A 17,801-nucleotide genomic window follows, 5' to 3' on the forward strand; every position below is an offset into this window, starting at 1 on the left:
GCGTGAAAGAGCTGATAAAAGTAGAAAATGTAACAACGCGCTTTGGAGATAAGCTTGTTCATGACGGTTTGAATCTGACGATACATGAAGGGGAGATTTACGGGCTGCTTGGTCCAAGCGGCTGTGGTAAGACGACTCTGCTGCGTGAGATGGTTTTACTGCAGGATATTGCCGGCGGCTCAATTGAGATACTTGGCAAAAGTCTTAAAAATATAAGTGAGAAGGATGCACAGAGTTTACGATATCGGTGGGGCGTGCTTTTTCAGTTCGGTGCTCTTTTTTCATCTTTGACAATCAGAGAAAACGTGGCATTACCTCTTGTTGAATATACGAAACTATCAAAAGAGATGATCGATGAGATCGTACGATTTAAGATCAATCTTGTAGGCTTGAAACCTGAGGATTCAAATCTTTACCCGTCAGAAATAAGCGGTGGTATGCGAAAAAAAGCAGGCTTGGCACGCGCTTTGGTGATGGACCCGAAACTGCTCTTTTTGGATGAACCGACAAGCGGACTTGATCCTATTTCGGCTCGTGAATTCGACAATCTTATTTTGAAACTGAGAAAAATGCTGGGACTAACAATAGTAATGGTAAGTCATGATCTGCACTCCATATACAATACTTTAGATAAAGTTGCTATAATAGACAATAAAAAAATAGTATATGAAGGAACGCTGCAGGGATTGAAGTCAGCAAAAAGTGATTTTATCGATGCTTTTTTTGGGGATAATAGACCTCTTTCATAACCTCTGATACTCTTCAGAGGGCTAAAAAGAGTTAAGATTGTGAAAAATCTTTTTTGAAGCGTAGCTGTAGCTACAGTGATGAAAAGTTTTTTGCAAGATTGATTCTTTTTAACCCTCCCTTTGGGTAAACTATTGCATGCAATACTCTGCGTTGGATAACCTTCGCCATAGTAAAACTATGCCAAAGAACATCCGCCTTGATTATCTTTTGCACTAGTTTACTGAAGAATATCAGAGGTTATGAAAGAGGTCTAATGAATAATAAAGTCAACTATACACTTATCGGTATCTCTGTTTTGGCAGGTCTTGCTTTGCTGTTTGGCTTTGCTTATTGGATGCTCAAACCATCGAGCGATCAAGAGATGCAGAAGTATCTTATCTATTTCGATGAGTCTGTTTTGGGACTCAATCTCAATGCTCCCGTAAAATACAGAGGTATTAATGTTGGGAAGGTTGTCAAGCTGCGTATCAATCCAAAGAACACAGAACAGGTTGAAGTAACGGTCGATATTTTAAAAAGTACGCCTATTAAGGAAAATACCGTTGCGAAATTAACAGCGCAGGGTATTACAGGACTTACTTACATCAACCTCACGCAGGGAAAAAATGATGCTCCGCCACTTAAAGCAAAAGAGGGTGAAGCCTATCCTGTTATAAAAACAGTTCCCTCGTTTTTCGAACACTTGGAAAACTCACTTGGTGATGTGTCGTCTCAACTCTCCGCAACACTTTATAAAACACAAAAACTTCTCAATGATGAGAATCAACAGCAGATGGCTTTGCTGTTACAGCGAACAGCCAGTGTCATGGATAAATTCGATCGTATTCTCGATGAAAAAACGATCGTTCACTTCCAAAAAAGCATGAGTAACCTGGATCATATTACATACAAAATAGATAATAGTGTTCTGCCAAATGTAGAAAAATTTGTAGATCAGAGTGTTGCCTGGGAACATAAGATAAACAACTCTTTTGAATCAATACAAGAGACATATCTGCGTATGGATAAAACGATGAAGAATATGGGCGTGAGCTTCTCAAAAGCACAAATAGGTTTTGATACGATGAGCCACAATGTAAACAACACAATGTTGGAGAGTCAGAATGTTATGATAGACCTGCAAAATACACTCGATGACTTTAGACATAATCCGTCCGCAGTTTTATATAAAAAAACAGAGCCAAAACCTGCTCCGGGAGAGAGATAGATGAAAATACTTGTTACAACTTTTTTACTACTGGTTTTTACAGCCTGCAGCACAACATATCCTGCTGTTACACAGTACCGTCTTACAGTCCAAGAAGCTCAAAAAGGAGCGTTGCAAAGCAATTGCAAAGAACACTCTTTAAAGGTTTCACAGGCTTTTGTCAAAAGCTCATTGGTAAGTAAAGAGATGAAATATACACTGGGCGCATATCAAGAGGGTAGGTTTAACAGGTCTGAATGGGCAGAAGATCTCAACAGAGCTCTCAGTGATACAATCGTAAGTAGTTTGGAAGATAGTGCACTTTTTCAAAATGTCACAAGTTACAAGTCTCTCAGCGGCAGTGATTATACATTAGAGACCAGGGTGTCTGACTTTACCCAGCATTTTAGTGATGATCAAAAGAGCTCTGTTGTCAAAGTGGATATGACATTTACACTCATTGACAACAAAACAGGTATGGCTGTATCGTCAAAGCATATCGTCAAAGAGATGCCGACAAAATCTCCTGATGCCAAAAGCGGTGTAGAAGCACTCAATCAGGTTCTTAACGAAGTACTGCATACAATGCACATATGGATTGCGGGAACATGTCAATGATAACAGAGCGTGAGTACAGAAAAAGAAGAGAGACTTTTGGTAAAAAACTTAAAAACGGTTCTGTAGCCGTTTTGTTTACGGCAGAGCCGAAAACACGTTCAAATGATACGGAGTACCCTTATCGACAGAACAGTAATTTTTACTATATGTCCGGTTTTAAAGAAGATAGTGCAGCACTTGTTCTTGTCAAAACCTCTAAGCGTATCAAAAGCTACCTTTTTGTTCATAAGAAAGATGCCGCAGAGGAGCTTTGGAACGGGAAACGACTTGGTGTTGAAAAAGCAAAAGAGCGTTTTGACGTGAGCGATGTATTTGAGTATGGTGAGTTGAATGCAAAGCTCAAAGAATTTTTAGCAGAGCCTAAAGTGCTGTACTATGATTTTGGTTTGGATTATTCAAAAGTAAAACTATTAAAACGCTATGCAAAAAACATAGATACTTTTAAAAATGCAGCAAAGAAGATTCAAAAGATGCGCCTTATAAAATCAGATGCCGAAGTAGCTCTTATTCGTAAAGCTTTAACCATTACGCAAGAGGCACATCATCGAGCAGTGACAAGAGTAAGTGCTTTACAGTATGAGTATGAACTGCAGGCTGAGATAGAGTATGTTTTTAAAAAGAACGGTGCTTACAGTGATGCTTATACATCCATTGTCGCTTCCGGAAACAATGCAAATACCCTGCACTATATAACGAACGATCAAAAGATAAATCATAATGACCTGATACTCATAGATGCCGGATGTGAGTATGACTATTATGCCAGTGATATTACACGAACTATTCCGGCAAAAGGAAGATTTTCAAAAGTACAAAAAGAACTTTATAATTTGGTTCTGAGTGTCAATAAAGAGATTATCGAATGTATCAAACCCGGAGTGTTAAGGAGTCAACTGCAGCAAAAATCAGAAGAGATGTTATGTCGTGGACTTGTCGAATTGGGCATATTGAAAGGAAGTGTGAAAAAACTTCTGAAAAAAGGGGCGCATAAAAAGTATTATCCGCATGGCATAGGGCACTGGATGGGGATAGATGTGCATGATGCATGTCCTTACAAAGATAATAAGGGAAAAGAAATTCCACTGCAGCCAGGTATGGTTTTGACAATAGAACCGGGAATCTACATAGATAAAGACGATATGAGTGTTCCAAAAAGATTTAGAGGTATAGGCATTCGTATTGAAGATGATATTTTGGTGACGAAAGATGGCTTTGACAATCTCTCAAAGAAGATAAAAAAAGAGACCAGGGATATTGAATCCTTAGCCTCTTTGTAATTCGAATTATTTACTTTTTTCTGAAAAGATTTTATTTTTAAAGTCTTTAAGCTCTTTTTTGAGCTCATCAAAAAGTTTTTCCGCTTTGTTTTTTCCTTTGATCTCTTTTCTTACATTTTTGATCGCTTTGTGCAGAGATTTGTAAGTATTGCTTGAATGACTTACATATCCGAGTGCTTCCGCTACATCCAACTCATCTTCCGCTGCTGCAAGATATTTCAGAGCATCCTCTTTTTTGCCGTTTTTAGAGAGCAGAGCAGATGTGTTGATAAGATCTGTCGCTTTTAAGAGTGGCAGAGGAATGACAGTTGTTGTTGTGTCAAATGTGTTGAGTGCAATTTGCAAAATATTTTTGGCTTTTTCAAGCTTATTCTCATGAATATATTTTGCTGCAAGTTTCAAGGCATCCGGATATGTTACAAGCGGAAGACTTACAACAGAGACATCGATCTCACTTTGCAGTGAATTTAAAAGCGCGCGGGCTGTTTGAACTTTGTTATGTTCAAGCAGATCTTTTACTGTATCTACAGATTTTTTGACATCGTCTTTTGTCCCGACAAACTCCACTATACTTACCTGTGAATCAATAGGCAATAATTTTGGTGAATTTTTGGCACTTAAAATAACTTCAAGTTTGCCTAAGGCTTTTTCTATATTAGCAGTTGCTGCTTTGGCATCTTTTTTATTGAGTGCAACGAGTGCGTCACTTGTAAATTGTAGTGAGCTTATAGCCTCTTGGACAAGTTTTTTCTGTGATGCAAGTGCATCTTGTGTACCTTTTGCGATGGCAGCATGGTTTACCTCTGTCACACTTTTTATTTTGCTGTTAGCGATAACTGATGTTGAAAGCAGCAATGAAGCTACAATAGTTGAAATGATAGTCTTTTTCATCTCTTTCTCCTAGTTTTTGATTTATTTGTAAACTGGAGAAATTATAGATCTGTTTGTTTAATAGCAATGTTACTTTAGTTGCATTGCTATTCGTAGGAGTAACTCCATCCTGTAAGATTTTTTTCTTTGGCTTCAAAGAATTCATCGGAATCTGCTAAGAAATCCATCACATGCATAGGCACGTGAGGGATGCTTCTTTGATCCTCAGGTTTTACAAGCAAGAGCGGCATTGGCGTGTCCTGTGCAGAGCTGATCGCAAAACCTACAGGCATAAGCTGCGAGAGTAGTTCGGCAGGTTCTCCTATTTTATGCTCATCTCTGAATTTGTCTAAAATGGCATCTTGAATATCTTTTGGAATTGTGTCGGCAGTATTTAAAAAGATAGTGAAGTGAATGGGTGTTTGCTTAAATGTATCGGGTGCGGGTGCCGCCATAATGATATACTCGACATTTTGCAGATGTTTTTTTATATCTTCTAACGAGAGGTAACGTTCTGTTTTAATCGCTTTTGCTTTCATATTGTGACCTTACTTTTTGAATGCTATTTTAGCATAAAGTTTGGTACAACTTATGCTTATTATCAACAAGCTAAGGGAGTTGTATGCAGTTTTTAGAGGCACTAAAGCTAAGAAGCAAGTTATTATTTCTTTTTTTGCTTATTACCTTGGGGCTGATAAGTGTAGGCATTATGGGAACAATCTATGTTAATGCCATGAAAAAAAATATAGACTCCCTCTATTTCGGCTCTTTGGTTCCTGTAACAGAACTCAATGAAATCCTTCAAAAATATCATAACGGTCTTGCCGATACGGTCTATAAAGCCTCACGCAACGAGATGAGCTCATCTGAGATCATATTTAATCTTGAAGATGCTCTGCATGATATCGATAAAAAATGGAAAAGTTATATGTCCCATTTTAAAACGGATGAAGAGATGGAGTATATTGAATATACCAACATTGAGATAAAAGCAACGAACAGGTATTTCAGACAGATTCTTTATGCAGCAAAGAATGGTAAGGACTTGAGTCAGATATCTATCAATACTCTGGAAAAAAAGGTCGAATATATTCACAGAGTTTTGCAGAAGCTCATCAATTATGAAGTTGGTGTAGCCAGCTTTGAGAGAAAAAAGTTTCTACATACTTATAAGTCGATGCTTCTACAGATAGGAACAGTGTTAAGTGCTGTCATTTTGATCGTTCTGGCAATTCTTTTTTACGTCTTTAAAAGTATTCAAAAAGACCAGACACAGCTGGAACTAGCAGCAAAAAAACTAAAAATAGCCAATAAAAAGCTTGAAAACGCTTCCTATACCGACTCCTTGACAGGATTGCACAACAGAAGATACTTCAATTTTATATATGAACGTGAGCTTAAACGGGCAAAAAGAAATAAAACATACATCACTTTCATGATGCTTGATATTGATTATTTTAAACAATATAATGATACTTATGGACATGTGGAAGGGGATTTCGCACTCAAATCTGTTGCAAAAGTTCTCAAAGATACACTGAAGCGTCCGAGTGATTATGTATTTAGACTTGGCGGTGAAGAGTTTGGCGTGCTGATGAGCGAAACAGATGAATCAAACTCAGCAAAACTTGCCCGTGAGATCTGTGATGCCGTACGCGGACGTGAGCTTAAACATGAAAAGTCGAAAGTAGGAGAATTCGTGACCATATCCATCGGTGTCGTCTGTTGTGTCGCCGATGATGCTCTCAATGATGAGATACTTATATCACGTGCTGATGAGATGCTTTATGAAGCCAAAGAGAGTGGACGTGATAGATACATCATTACCTCAAATGTCAGTGAGGCAACTACAAAACATAATGATGAGGCCAAAATTGCCTAGTGGTCCTGTTTAAAACGAAAACCTTCTGCAATTAAAAGCGGGCGAATCTTCTCTTTGAGCTCACCTTGAAATTCCATAATGCCATTTTTGTAACTGCCGCCGCATCCAAGTCTCTTCTTGAGTCTTTTTAGCAATGTAGAAGCATCTTCTTTGGAAAGTTCAAAAGGAGAGACCAGTGTAACAGTTTTTCCTCTGCGTTTCTCTTTTGAAAAATGCAGCATGTGTTTACCCGGCTCTGAGATTTTAGAATAGGGTTTATTTTTTGGAGCTGTTTGAACTTCGCTCCATTCATCTTTAAAATCTGCACCTATGAAGAGATCGAGTTTCTTTCCTCTGCTCATTTAGAGAACTTTTTGTGCCAATATACTTAGAGCAGGCTCTTCATACTGCTTGTTTTGTAAAAGTGCTTCAATATTTTCAAGAGAGTATCTGTTGTGATTGTAAACAGCGATCAGTACTTCATCACCGCTTTGCAGGAATGTTTTTTCTCCATAGTCCGTATATCGTGTAGCGCCTATACTGATGATGAGTTTTGTAGGGTTGTTACACTCTTTGATGTAGGATTTGATATCTTCGAGTGGTCCAAAATCTTCCTGTGTGTTGATCTGATTGAGTATCCAATCGGTTAGTTTTTCATAAAAATAGCTGTAGCCTGTCAGTTCTACATTCTCACCATAGGCATAAAGTGCATCATCTCTACGTAAAAAGCTACAAATTGAGTAGTTGTCCATCATACCGCCATCTTCAAAAATATCCAACGGAAGCAGTTCAGTTGCAATACCTTTTGTATTGGCACCCCAGTTTTTTTTGTCACTTATCTTCTGTGCTCCTGCAACACGGATGGAAGCATCATTGTAGGCACCAAAAGCTTGTGGTGCAATGTGGACAAGCTTCTCTTTTATGTAAGTCAGTTCACAGATAAGGGCCACTTCCGGTTCAGCCTGCACATTGAGATTTTCGTTTGGAAGTTGGAGTGTTTCAGATGAGAGCGGATAGGTAAAGAGCATCTCACGTGGACGCTCGCTTTGGCTGCTCTTTTTGCAAGGCAGATAGAAAGGAAAGATTCCTTTTGGTGCTGCTTCATCTGCAGTGATGACATCTTTAAACTCTTCGAGTTCACCTGCTTGGGCAAGGTGAAGTGCAAAGTTGCCGGCAATGCCGAGACCTAGATACTCTTTATAATCACTCATAATTAGATTTTACCTTCTTCTTTTGCCCGTGCAAACTCTTCATAAGAACCTTGGAAATCAACATAGGTATGATCCGGACGGATTTCTATGACACGCGTTGCAAAAGCGTCAAGCAGTTCCCTATCGTGAGAGACACAGATGACATTGCCTTTAAACTCATGCAAGGCCTCACCAAGAGCAACAATGGCTTCAAGGTCAAGGTGGTTGGTAGGTTCATCGAGAACTAAAAAGTTTCCACCTTCAAGCATCATTTTAGAGAGCATCATACGGTGTTTTTCCCCACCTGAAATAGCTTCGACAGATTTTTCCTGTTGCTCACCGTTAAAGAGCATACGACCTAAACAGTTGCGAATTTCAGCGATCTCACGTTTTGGATCAAATGCACGCAGCCAGTCATAAAGTGTACCGTCACCTTCGATGATATCAGCAGTATCCTGCGGAAAGTATGAAGGCTCGATCGTTGCACCCCATGTTACTGTTCCGCCGCAGCTTGGTTTCATCTCTTCCATAATGATCTTGATAAGTGTCGTTTTCCCTACACCGTTTCCACCGATGACAGCGATCTTTTCATCTGGATTTACTTTAAAAGTGACATCTTTAAGAACTTCGTTATCTCCATAGGAGTGGCATACATGTTCAACATTGAGAGCTTCGTCACCCATGACACGTTTTGCTTTAAAGACGATGGAAGGATCACGACGAGACGATGGTTTGATCTCTTCTATATTGAGTTTTTCAAGTTGTTTCTGACGTGATGTTGCCTGTTTTGCTTTGGAAGCATTGGCACTGAATCGACGTACGAAAGCTTCTAGCTGCTCTTTCTCTTTTTGTTTTTTTGCATTATCGAGTTCCATCTGTTTTGCCATGACATTGGCAGCGATGTACCAGTCATCATAGTTTCCTGTAAACTCACGTATCTTTTGATAGTCAACATCGAGAATGTTCGTGACAACAGCATTTAAAAAGTGTCTATCGTGAGAGATGACGACCATTGTCCCTTCATGACGCTGAAGCTCATGCTCAAGCCAGCTGATAGTTTCGATGTCGAGGTTGTTGGTAGGCTCATCGAGGAAAAGTACGTCAGGTTTCGGGTAAAGCACCTGTGCCAAAAGTACTTTGAACTTATCAGCAGAGTCAAGTGTGCTCATCAATTCGCCGTGCTTTTCAGCCGGAATGCCGACATTTTCAAGAATCTTTGCAATATTGACATCATACTCATAAGTAGGATCTTCTTCAACACAAATAGTCTCAAGCTCTGCAAGACGATTGTTGACCGCATCATCTTCAAAATCACCCGTCATATAGATCTCTTCTTTTTCTTTGATGGCATCATAAAGACGTTTGTTTCCATAAAGAACGGCATCTGAGATTGTATAATCTTCAAAGGCATATTGATTTTGACCTAAAACACCGACTTTGTTTTGTTTAGGAATGATAACCTCACCCTCATACTCATTGATCTGTCCGGAGAGAATCTTTAAAAATGTTGTTTTACCCGCACCGTTTGCGCCAATAAGACCATATCTTTTGTGGCGGTCTAGTTTTAGGTTGATATCTTGAAAAAGCACTCTGTTTCCAAAGCGCATCGTTAAGTTTTGTACTGTTACCATTGTTTGTTGCCTGTATTAGTTGGATTTGTCTTTTGAGTTTTCAAAAGCATTTGTAATGTCATTTGTTATGCTGTTCGTTGTGTCGTTGATCTCTTTTGCAGAACAGCCATTGAATACAAATAGAATAAAAAGTGAAAGAAAGATGTATTTCATAATTTTCTAGCCTTATATTTTTCCGCGATTATATCGAAAAGTTCATAAAAATTTGGTTATGATATGCTATGCAGATAAGAAAATTAGACCTAAAAGAGCTGGACGTTGCGTGGAGTCTTGTAAAGCAGCTGCGTGTGCAGTTGGAGTATGAAGAGTTTGAAAACCTGATCTATGAGATGCGTGATCGTGAATATACGATGTTGGGTGTCTTTGAAAAAGAACGACTGATGTGCTATGCAGGTGTTGTAATACAGACAAATCTCTACCACAAACGGCATCTTTTTATAGATGAACTGGTGAGTGATGAGAACTACCGTTCACAGGGCTATGGAAAAATGATGCTGGAGTATTTACAGGATTATGCCAAAATCGCGGCATGTGAAAACATTGTCCTCTCTTCGGGACTGCAGCGTGAGGATGCACACAGGTTCTATGAAAAAGAGGGCTTTATGAAAAAAAGTTTTGTATTTGTAAAACCTATGAAAAACTCTTAATTTTTCATACAGCACTTTTTATATTTTTTGCCGCTGCCGCATGGACAGGGCCCGTTTCTTTCTATTTTTGTATTAAAAAGTTCTCCGTCTTTATATTTCCATTCATCGTCTATTTTTACAAAAGTACTTTTTTCATGTAAAACCTGTATGCCCTTGTTATCTCTGTAATAAGCTTTAAATTCTACTTGATTCTCTTTTGTATGCAGAACATCAAGTTTGAGCCATTCTACGGAGTTTGAAAATTCTTCAATTAGAGCGATGTCATCTGCATATCTGTTTTGCTGAACTGCAGAGTAGACAAGATAATCGCCGTTGCCGATTACATAGGCGGAGTATCTGCTGCACATAAGCGCTTCGGGACTTTTTGGTAATTCTTTTTTTAATATGAGAGGTTCACAGCACTTTGAAAAATCTTGACTTTTTCCACAGATACACATTGATGACTTGCCTTTTTTGTAATTATACACAGTTTTTGATTTCAAGCTAATTTATCAAATTTTTGTAATAAATAATTTTTATGCTAGAATAAGAATCACTAATAAAAGGATATCCAATGCAAATACCAGATTTTATGATGATTATCTCCTCATCACAGGGCTTGTCTGTAGTTTTATGGATTGTTATAATAATGATGCTTTTATATATGGCACGTAAACCGGCACACGAAGTGATACTTTCTGCTTCAAAAGTCCTTTTTCATGCATTTCATCTTATTGCAGCTTCCATTTTTTTAGCAGAAAAAAAGCTTAAAGAGAGAAACAAAGAGGTACTCCTTGCTGATGGAAAAGAGGCAACAGAACGTATTATTGAACGGGAGTTTGAGCGCATTGATGCTTATGTCAAAAAAGATTTGGCACAGTTTCCTACACTGCAAAGAGATATACGCGATAATGTCGTCAAGATAGATGAAGATTATCAGCAAAGTACAGAGATTCCACCATCACCTCCCGGCTGGACAAAGGCGATTGAACCGATTGCTTCCATTCCACCTTCGGAAGATTCAATGGTTGTTGAAATCTTAAAAAGTATTCGTGACACTTTGGACAAAGGCCAGCAAAAAGCACTTGAAGCCTATAGAACAAGTTCAAAACTGCGCCATTCATATCTCAGTAAAATGATCCCAACACTGCGCCAGATAAATAAATCTATAGGTGTTTTAGATAAAAATGTGCAGGTCCTGCTTGACCGATCTGCTACGGTAGATAGACATATGGATGAGTATTATGAGATAAACAAAAAAAGTGACAAAGCGGCACAGATGCTCTCATCTTCTTCTCTTACACAGTTTTTTATTTCCGGGTTTGTTCTGGCTATTGCCATCGGCGGTGCATTTATTAACTTTAATCTCATCGCGCGTCCAATGCAGGAGATGGTTGGCGGGTCTGTCTATATGATGGGTTTTCGAGTTGCAGATATTGCCGCACTTGTCATTATTCTTGTTGAGATTTCAATGGGTCTGTTTTTAATGGAATCATTGAGAATTACACGGCTTTTTCCAATCATCGGCGCCTTGGAAGATAAGATACGCGTGCGTATGATAATAGTCTCTTTTGTCTTTTTGCTGCTTCTGGCAAGTGTTGAAGCAGGATTGGCCTATATGCGTGAACTGCTCTCGGCTGATGATGCTGCACTTGTTGCAGGACTGCTCGGTGGCGCTGCCGCAGATGGAGTTGAGCAGTCAGGCAGGTGGATAACTACTGCAGCACAGATGGGTATGGGATTTATCTTGCCGTTTGCTCTTGCATTCATCGCTATTCCGCTAGAGTCTTTCATTCATTCCTCCCGTACAGTTTTGGGTGTTCTTGTCGCTGCACTGTTACGTTTTAGTGCAGTTTTATCACGCTTTTTGGGTAACTTGAGCAGATATATAGGCAAAAGTCTTGTTAACTTTTATGATTTAGTTATATTTTTTCCTCTATGGATTGAAAATATAGTAACAAAAATTGAAGCCAAGAATAGTTCAAAAGAGGAATTAAAAGAGACAGAGAAAAAAGAGGTGCAGAAAAAAGCGCCGGCGCGTAAACCAAGGAAAACAGCTTCTAAAGAGCAAACCGATGATAAAACAAAGGATGTATCATGAAAAAAATAGTACTTGTACTGCTGTTACTGCTTGGACTGAGTTCATGTTCAAGTGATGGCGCACAAAAACACAACAAAGGTGTCTATATGCTTGTAGACACGTCAGGAACATACACACATGAGCTGAAGAAAGCGCAGCAGATTATTAATTATATTCTCTCACAGCTTGAATCAGGTGACAGTTTTGTAGTTGCCAGCATTGATACGGGAAGTTTCAGCGAGAAAGACATTATTGCAAAAGCAACATTCAGCGACCGTCCGAGTAAAGCTAACCAGCAAAAACGTGCTTTTGTCAAGGTTGTAGACAATTATGTCAAACATGTTAAATCAAGCCCTTATACGGACATTACGGGAGGCATTCTGCAGGCTACGGAGTTTTTAAATGAAAAAGATACAGCCTCAAAGACAATTTTAATCTTTTCAGATTTAAAAGAGGAACTTAAAAAAGGCTATATGCGAGATATTCCACTACAGCTGCAGGGCTATAAGGTCGTCGCGCTTAATGTAACAAAACTAAGAAGTGACAATGTGGATCCGCGTAAATATATGGCACGTTTAAAAGAGTGGAAAGAAAAAGTCGAAAAAGGCGGCGGAGAGTGGGAAGTCATCAATGACCTTGAACGTTTAGATAAATTATTGAAACAATAGCGTATAATAGTAGAGTTGATTTGCGTGAGGATAAAAAAATATGAAGATAAAATCACTCTACATAGCGGCACAGGAAAAAAATGCAGGGACTCTTTTTGTCTCGATGGGGATGATGGAGATACTCAAACGTAATCTCCATCGTGTCGCATTTTTTCGACCTATTATCTATGCACGCGATATTCAAGATGGTGACATCTCTTTTATCAAAGAGCGATACAGTCTCGATATAAAATATGAAGAGTGCTACGGCTACGATATCGCAGAAGTCGAAGAACTCATAGCCAACGGTAAGGACAATGAGCTTATAGAGAACCTGATAAGTAAATTTAAAAAGCTTGAGGATGCGTATGATTTTGTACTGTGCGAGGGCATCCGTAAATCCTTTTTGACAACTGCCATCTCATACGATCTTAATGTTAAGATCGCTCAAAACTTCGGTGCGCCCTACATTAACATCATCAATGCCAAAGATAAGAATCCAAAAGAGATCTATGAAGATGTTTTGATAGAAAATGAGTACTCCACTTCTGTAGATTGTACCCACTTCGCAACATTTGTAAATCGAGTTAGAGAGAGTGAACTGAGCGGTTTGCGTGAACTCTTTGCAAAAACTCCTTATACTGTCTACATGCTTCCTGAGCTTGAAGAGTTGAATTTGCCTACTATCGAAGATGTTATAGAGAGTTTAGATGCAAAAAGCATTATTTTAGGTGAGCATGATCCGCTTCGTGTCATTAAAAGTGTAAAAGTGGCCGCTCTTAGCCTGGATAACTTCTTAGAACACATTGAAGGAGAAGACCTTGTAATCGTTCCGGCTGACAGGTCGGACATTATTTTAGGTCTCTACGGGGCACTGCACTCGACAAACTACCCGAGTATTTCAGCGATTGTTTTTCCTTTTGATATGAAAATACATCCAAATATCCAAAAGCTTATAGACGGCCTTGAAGGTTTCAAAGTACCGATACTTTCCGTGGGGAGTGATACATTTAATACCGCTAAAGATATTATGAAAGTGCACTCACGACTGCGTGTCGATTCACAGAGAAAGATCGCTTTAGCTCTTGGACTTTTTAATGAAAGTGTAGATATAAAAGCCATAGAAGCAAAAATAGCTACGACCTATAGTGACATTATGACGCCGCAGATGTTTGAGTATAAACTTTTTGATATGGCGCGTCAGCACAAAAAGAGAATCGTGCTGCCGGAATCTTCCGATGAACGCATACTTCGTGCCGTTGAGATCATCCTTCGTCGTGATGTCGCCGAGATTATTTTATTGGGAGATGAAAATGAGTTGCGTGAGCGTTCTGCCCGCTTGGGACTTGATCTCTCAAAAGCCAACATTATCAATCATCTTGAATCGGAACATATCGAAGAGTTTACAGAGATATTTTACGAGAAGAGAAAACATAAAGGTCTGACACGCGAAGGTGCTCGTGATGCCATGACGCATCTGAGTTACTTCGCAACAATGATGGTGGAGTGCGGCTATGCCAACGGTATGGTCAGCGGTGCGATTCACTCAACGGCAGATACCATACGTCCGGCTCTGCAGATTATCAAAACGAAAGAGGGTGTCTCTATTGTCTCAAGCGTTTTTTTCATGTGTTTTGAGACCAAAGTACTTGTTTATGGGGATTGTGCCATCAATGAAGATCCAAATGCACAGGAGCTTGCGGACATAGCCATCGCTTCAGCCGATACCGCCAAAGCTTTTGGCATTGTGCCAAAGGTGGCGATGCTCTCATACTCTACAGGAGAGAGTGGACATGGTGCAGATGTCGATAAGGTAAGAGAAGCGACAAAGCTTGTAAAACGAAAAAGAGAAGATCTGCTTGTGGAAGGTCCTATTCAATATGATGCGGCAATAAATAAAGAGGTCGCACGCATAAAACTGCCAAACTCAAAAGTGGCCGGAGAGGCAACAGTTTTCATCTTCCCAGATTTAAATACGGGAAATAATACCTACAAAGCGGTGCAGCGAAGCAGTGGCGCAATTGCCATCGGACCAATTATTCAAGGACTGAAAAAACCGGTAAATGATTTGAGTCGCGGCTGTCTTGTAGAAGACATCGTCAATACTGTGGCTATTACAGCCATTCAGGCAGGGGAAGAACAGTGAAGATTGCCGTTATAAACTCCGGAAGTTCCTCTTTGAAGTTCAAGCTTTTTGCTATGCCATCGAAAAAACTACTACAAGAAAAAGAGATACAAAAGATTGGTGAAGATGATTCCGGCATTGCTTCTCACGCAGAAGCGCTTGATGCGCTCGATATGGATCTGGCAGAGATAGATGCAGTAGGACACAGAGTGGTTCACGGGGGAGAAAAACTGCAAAAGAGCTGTTTGATAGATACTTCTGTTATGAAAACAATCGAATCCTTGATACCGCTTGCTCCACTGCATAATCCGGCAAACATTGAAGGCATTCAAGCCATGAAAGAGAAAATGCCGGATATTCCACAGATGGCTGTTTTTGATACGGCTTTTCATGCCACATTGCCCGAAGAAGCGTTCGTATATGCTCTGCCGTATAAGTTATATGCAAAACATGAGATACGTCGTTATGGTTTTCATGGAACTTCTCACTCTTATCTCACTAAAGAGGCTGCAAAGCTTTTAGATAAGCCAGTCGATGAGGTCAATCTCATTACCCTGCATTTAGGTAACGGTGCTTCTGCCTGTGCTGTTAAGAATGGTAAAAGCATAGACACTTCTATGGGATTTACACCTTTGGAAGGCTTGGTAATGGGGACACGCTGTGGTGATATTGATCCTGACATTGCTCTTTTTTTGCAAAGAGAGCTAGGCTTAAGTACAAAAGAAGTCGATACTTTGCTAAATAAAGAGTCGGGATTAAAAGGTATCTGTGGAGAAAATGATCTGCGTGAGATACTCTTGCGTGAGGATGAACGTGCAAACTTAGCGCTTAAAATCATGGTGCGGCGTATTCAAAAGTACATAGGTTCTTATATGGTGTTACTTGAAAATGTTGATGCCATTGTTTTTAGCGGCGGCATAGGAGAGCACTCAGCATATGTACGTGAGCAGGTGATGCAAAACAGTGTCATTGAAAATATCAAATCATTGGTGATCGAAACGAATGAAGAACTTGAAATTGCGAATGAGTGTTACAGGATTTTAAAAAATGAAGATATATAGGCGTAAAAGCCTATATAAAGAAGTAGGTTAACTACTAAAGTGGAGTTACGTTCTCAGCTTGTGGGCCTTTTTGACCTTCACCGATTTCGAATGTTACTCTTTGACCTTCTGCAAGAGAAACTCTTCCACCTGTGTTGTTGTTTACTTGACGAAAATGTACGAATACATCTGCTCCGCCATTATCTTGTTGAATAAAACCATAACCTTTTTCGTCATTGAACCATTTAACTGATCCGTCCATTAATTCTGCCATTTTGCAGCCTTGTATATAAATTTGTGTAAAAATTGGAGAATCTTTAGGAGTTTAACGCAGTAGAGCAGTAGTAACACACTAAAGATGAATTCACGCCTCATCTTTCACTTGGCAACAGTATATCGCAATAAAAGCAATTAACAAAGCTTTTTGCTATATTTGTCCAAATTCTTTTTTTAAGGCATAGTTGAGTAGAATTGCAACATTATAATTTCAAGGAAATATTTTGAGCATCTACAGAGAGTATGACATACGCGGTATTTATGAAAAAGAGTTAAATGAAGCAAGTGTGACCAAGATCGGCTATGCTTTGGCTTCGAAAATAGATGGAGATTATGTTGCAGTCGGTTACGATGCGCGTTCTCACTCTCCGATTCTTTTTGAGTATCTTGTCGTAGGGCTCAATGCCGGCGGGAAAAAAGTACTCGATATGGGACTCGTGCCTACACCTGTGAACTACTTTACGAACTATCAGGAGTGGGATGGCATTACGCCTTCGGCTTCGGTGATGATAACTGGCTCTCATAACCCAAGCGAGTACAACGGTTTTAAGATTACAGTAGATAGAGCACCTTTTTTCGGTGAAGAGATCTACGCACTCGGACGTGAGTGTGAAGCGATGGAGTTGCCGAAAAAAGTAGAGCATCAGGTCAAGCAGATAGATGCAAAAAGCCGCTATATAGGCTTTATAGTTGATGCCTTTTCACATCTCAAAGGTATGAAGACCAAGATAGTCTATGATTGTGGAAACGGTGTCGCAGGTGTTGTACTGCCGGAGATATTTGAAAGACTTGAGCTTAATACAAAAGGACTCTATATTGAGCCAGACGGAACTTTTCCAAACCACCATCCAGACCCTTCAGTAGAAAAAAACCTCGCAGATGTCAAAGCGCTGCTTGAAAAAGAGGGTGATATTGCTTTTGCCTATGATGGAGATGCGGACAGAATTGCCGTGCTCACGCACAAGAACAATATCAAAGGCGATATGATGGCACTTCTTTACAGTATGAAGATGAATAAACCGACAGTTGTCGGGGAAGTAAAATGTTCGCAAGTAATGTATGATGAGTTAAAACGTCGCGGTGCAAATGCTGTTATGTACAAGACAGGGCACTCTAACTTAAAAGTGAAGATGAAAGAGATAGATGCCGACTTGGCATGTGAAGTCAGCGGGCATGTCTTTTTCAAAAACCGTTATTTTGGTTATGATGATGCCATATATGCGACATTCAGAATGTTGGAACTTATTGATGACGGCATCGATCTCGATGTAGAACTTGCCAAACTGCCGCAAGTCTTTTCAACGGAAGAGATCAAAGTGGAGACGACAGAGGCTGAAAAATTTCAACTTATGGATAGAATCAAAGAGTTGCTGCAAAACCCGCCGGCGGATTTTCCGACTATCAAAGATATCATTGATGTTGACGGTGTAAGAATCAATTTTGAAAAAGGATGGGGACTTGTACGCGCGTCAAATACAACACCTGTCCTTGTTACCCGTTTTGAATCTACTGAAGAAGTAGAAGCGAAACATTATGAAGATGCTCTCAATAGACTCATTTTAGAAGCAAAAAATAGCTTATAATAAACATAACTTAATCTTAATTAGATAGAATTCCGTAAACT

The 17,801-nt window shown here is 39.5% G+C and carries 19 protein-coding genes; 11 read left to right on the forward strand and 8 right to left on the reverse strand.

Translation table 11 applies throughout. The features are described 5' to 3' along the window. Positions 1–2 precede the first annotated feature (2 nt). From FM071_RS02455 to FM071_RS02470, 4 genes are all read left to right on the forward strand, one after another. Complete coding sequence (locus tag FM071_RS02455) at positions 3–749, forward strand: ABC transporter ATP-binding protein (protein WP_193111454.1); 747 nt, start codon at positions 3–5, stop codon at positions 747–749. Between the two features lie 254 nt (positions 750–1,003). Further along, on the forward strand, positions 1,004–1,957 hold the full coding sequence (locus tag FM071_RS02460; RefSeq protein ID WP_193111455.1) for an MlaD family protein: 954 nt from the start codon (positions 1,004–1,006) through the stop codon (positions 1,955–1,957). Continuing rightward, positions 1,958–2,554, forward strand: a complete 597-nt coding sequence (locus tag FM071_RS02465; RefSeq protein WP_193111456.1) for an ABC-type transport auxiliary lipoprotein family protein — start codon at positions 1,958–1,960, stop codon at positions 2,552–2,554. Continuing rightward, positions 2,545–3,831: an aminopeptidase P N-terminal domain-containing protein gene (locus tag FM071_RS02470; RefSeq protein ID WP_226960562.1), complete on the forward strand. Its 1,287-nt coding sequence runs from the start codon at positions 2,545–2,547 to the stop codon at positions 3,829–3,831. The genes FM071_RS02465 and FM071_RS02470 overlap by 10 nt, the downstream gene beginning before the upstream one ends. Before the next feature lie 6 nt (positions 3,832–3,837). Here the strand turns inward: FM071_RS02470 and FM071_RS02475 are convergent, their stop codons facing one another. Next, on the reverse strand, positions 3,838–4,722 hold the full coding sequence (locus FM071_RS02475) for a YfdX family protein (protein ID WP_193111457.1): 885 nt from the start codon (positions 4,720–4,722) through the stop codon (positions 3,838–3,840). 86 nt (positions 4,723–4,808) lie between these two features. Then, positions 4,809–5,240 carry a hypothetical protein gene (locus FM071_RS02480; protein WP_193111458.1) on the reverse strand — a complete coding sequence of 144 codons (432 nt, stop codon included), beginning with the start codon at positions 5,238–5,240 and terminating at the stop codon, positions 4,809–4,811. A gap of 83 nt (positions 5,241–5,323) precedes the next feature. Here FM071_RS02480 and FM071_RS02485 point away from each other — a divergent pair, with 83 nt between their 5' ends. Continuing rightward, positions 5,324–6,583 (forward strand): diguanylate cyclase, encoded by a 1,260-nt coding sequence (locus FM071_RS02485; protein ID WP_193111459.1) that lies wholly within the window; start codon positions 5,324–5,326, stop codon positions 6,581–6,583. Here FM071_RS02485 and FM071_RS02490 read toward each other — a convergent pair. From FM071_RS02490 to FM071_RS02505, 4 genes are read right to left on the reverse strand one after another with little or no spacing between them, the layout of a single operon-like run. Beyond that, positions 6,580–6,924, reverse strand: a complete 345-nt coding sequence (locus FM071_RS02490) for a translation initiation factor (protein WP_193111460.1) — start codon at positions 6,922–6,924, stop codon at positions 6,580–6,582. The genes FM071_RS02485 and FM071_RS02490 overlap by 4 nt on opposite strands. Further along, positions 6,925–7,773: a DUF5718 family protein gene (locus tag FM071_RS02495; RefSeq protein WP_193111461.1), complete on the reverse strand. Its 849-nt coding sequence runs from the start codon at positions 7,771–7,773 to the stop codon at positions 6,925–6,927. 2 nt (positions 7,774–7,775) lie between these two features. Further along, complete coding sequence (locus FM071_RS02500; protein ID WP_193111462.1) at positions 7,776–9,383, reverse strand: ABC-F family ATP-binding cassette domain-containing protein; 1,608 nt, start codon at positions 9,381–9,383, stop codon at positions 7,776–7,778. Between the two features lie 15 nt (positions 9,384–9,398). Continuing rightward, positions 9,399–9,536, reverse strand: a complete 138-nt coding sequence (locus FM071_RS02505) for a hypothetical protein (RefSeq protein WP_193111463.1) — start codon at positions 9,534–9,536, stop codon at positions 9,399–9,401. Between the two features lie 68 nt (positions 9,537–9,604). Here FM071_RS02505 and FM071_RS02510 point away from each other — a divergent pair, with 68 nt between their 5' ends. Continuing rightward, positions 9,605–10,030 (forward strand): GNAT family N-acetyltransferase, encoded by a 426-nt coding sequence (locus tag FM071_RS02510; protein ID WP_193111464.1) that lies wholly within the window; start codon positions 9,605–9,607, stop codon positions 10,028–10,030. Here the strand turns inward: FM071_RS02510 and FM071_RS02515 are convergent. Further along, the gene (locus tag FM071_RS02515; protein WP_193111465.1) at positions 10,027–10,467 is read right to left on the reverse strand and encodes a YchJ family protein; all 441 of its coding nucleotides are present in this window, start codon (positions 10,465–10,467) and stop codon (positions 10,027–10,029) included. The genes FM071_RS02510 and FM071_RS02515 overlap by 4 nt on opposite strands. A 116-nt stretch (positions 10,468–10,583) precedes the next feature. Between FM071_RS02515 and FM071_RS02520 the strand changes: the two genes are divergently transcribed. Genes FM071_RS02520 through FM071_RS02535 form a run of 4 tightly spaced genes read left to right on the forward strand, consistent with a single transcriptional unit; the run spans position 10,584 to position 15,922 of the window. After that, on the forward strand, positions 10,584–12,110 hold the full coding sequence (locus FM071_RS02520; protein WP_193111466.1) for a hypothetical protein: 1,527 nt from the start codon (positions 10,584–10,586) through the stop codon (positions 12,108–12,110). Continuing rightward, entirely contained in the window at positions 12,107–12,757 is a 651-nt protein-coding gene (locus tag FM071_RS02525; RefSeq protein WP_193111467.1) for a vWA domain-containing protein, read from the forward strand. Before FM071_RS02520 ends, FM071_RS02525 begins: the two co-directional genes overlap by 4 nt. A 40-nt stretch (positions 12,758–12,797) precedes the next feature. Beyond that, positions 12,798–14,882 (forward strand): phosphate acetyltransferase, encoded by a 2,085-nt coding sequence (gene pta, locus FM071_RS02530; RefSeq protein WP_193111468.1) that lies wholly within the window; start codon positions 12,798–12,800, stop codon positions 14,880–14,882. Next, on the forward strand, positions 14,879–15,922 hold the full coding sequence (locus FM071_RS02535; RefSeq protein WP_193111469.1) for an acetate/propionate family kinase: 1,044 nt from the start codon (positions 14,879–14,881) through the stop codon (positions 15,920–15,922). The genes pta and FM071_RS02535 overlap by 4 nt, the downstream gene beginning before the upstream one ends. A 34-nt stretch (positions 15,923–15,956) precedes the next feature. Here FM071_RS02535 and FM071_RS02540 read toward each other — a convergent pair whose 3' ends face one another. Next, a complete protein-coding gene (locus FM071_RS02540; RefSeq protein ID WP_283949410.1) occupies positions 15,957–16,175 on the reverse strand; it encodes a cold-shock protein in 219 nt (72 codons plus the stop codon). Positions 16,176–16,401: 226 nt separating this feature from the next. On the opposite strand from FM071_RS02540, the gene FM071_RS02545 reads away from it, so the two are divergent. Continuing rightward, a complete protein-coding gene (locus tag FM071_RS02545; protein ID WP_193111470.1) occupies positions 16,402–17,760 on the forward strand; it encodes a phosphomannomutase/phosphoglucomutase in 1,359 nt (452 codons plus the stop codon). Positions 17,761–17,801 lie beyond the last annotated feature (41 nt).

Origin of the sequence: Sulfurimonas paralvinellae, from assembly GCF_014905135.1 — a bacterium.
GTDB lineage: Bacteria > Campylobacterota > Campylobacteria > Campylobacterales > Sulfurimonadaceae > Sulfurimonas > Sulfurimonas paralvinellae.

What these genes read in the sequence shown, in the direction of transcription:
- FM071_RS02460 (WP_193111455.1), top strand. Translation starts at nt 1,004, where the DNA reads ATGAATAATAAAGTCAACTATACACTTATCGGTATCTCTGTTTTGGCA.
- FM071_RS02465 (WP_193111456.1), top strand. Translation starts at nt 1,958, where the DNA reads ATGAAAATACTTGTTACAACTTTTTTACTACTGGTTTTTACAGCCTGC.
- FM071_RS02470 (WP_226960562.1), top strand. Translation starts at nt 2,545, where the DNA reads ATGTCAATGATAACAGAGCGTGAGTACAGAAAAAGAAGAGAGACTTTT.
- FM071_RS02475 (WP_193111457.1), bottom strand. Translation starts at nt 4,722, where the DNA reads ATGAAAAAGACTATCATTTCAACTATTGTAGCTTCATTGCTGCTTTCA.
- FM071_RS02480 (WP_193111458.1), bottom strand. Translation starts at nt 5,240, where the DNA reads ATGAAAGCAAAAGCGATTAAAACAGAACGTTACCTCTCGTTAGAAGAT.
- FM071_RS02485 (WP_193111459.1), top strand. Translation starts at nt 5,324, where the DNA reads ATGCAGTTTTTAGAGGCACTAAAGCTAAGAAGCAAGTTATTATTTCTT.
- FM071_RS02490 (WP_193111460.1), bottom strand. Translation starts at nt 6,924, where the DNA reads ATGAGCAGAGGAAAGAAACTCGATCTCTTCATAGGTGCAGATTTTAAA.
- FM071_RS02495 (WP_193111461.1), bottom strand. Translation starts at nt 7,773, where the DNA reads ATGAGTGATTATAAAGAGTATCTAGGTCTCGGCATTGCCGGCAACTTT.
- FM071_RS02500 (WP_193111462.1), bottom strand. Translation starts at nt 9,383, where the DNA reads ATGGTAACAGTACAAAACTTAACGATGCGCTTTGGAAACAGAGTGCTT.
- FM071_RS02505 (WP_193111463.1), bottom strand. Translation starts at nt 9,536, where the DNA reads ATGAAATACATCTTTCTTTCACTTTTTATTCTATTTGTATTCAATGGC.
- FM071_RS02510 (WP_193111464.1), top strand. Translation starts at nt 9,605, where the DNA reads ATGCAGATAAGAAAATTAGACCTAAAAGAGCTGGACGTTGCGTGGAGT.
- FM071_RS02515 (WP_193111465.1), bottom strand. Translation starts at nt 10,467, where the DNA reads ATGTGTATCTGTGGAAAAAGTCAAGATTTTTCAAAGTGCTGTGAACCT.
- FM071_RS02520 (WP_193111466.1), top strand. Translation starts at nt 10,584, where the DNA reads ATGCAAATACCAGATTTTATGATGATTATCTCCTCATCACAGGGCTTG.
- FM071_RS02525 (WP_193111467.1), top strand. Translation starts at nt 12,107, where the DNA reads ATGAAAAAAATAGTACTTGTACTGCTGTTACTGCTTGGACTGAGTTCA.
- pta (WP_193111468.1), top strand. Translation starts at nt 12,798, where the DNA reads ATGAAGATAAAATCACTCTACATAGCGGCACAGGAAAAAAATGCAGGG.
- FM071_RS02540 (WP_283949410.1), bottom strand. Translation starts at nt 16,175, where the DNA reads ATGGCAGAATTAATGGACGGATCAGTTAAATGGTTCAATGACGAAAAA.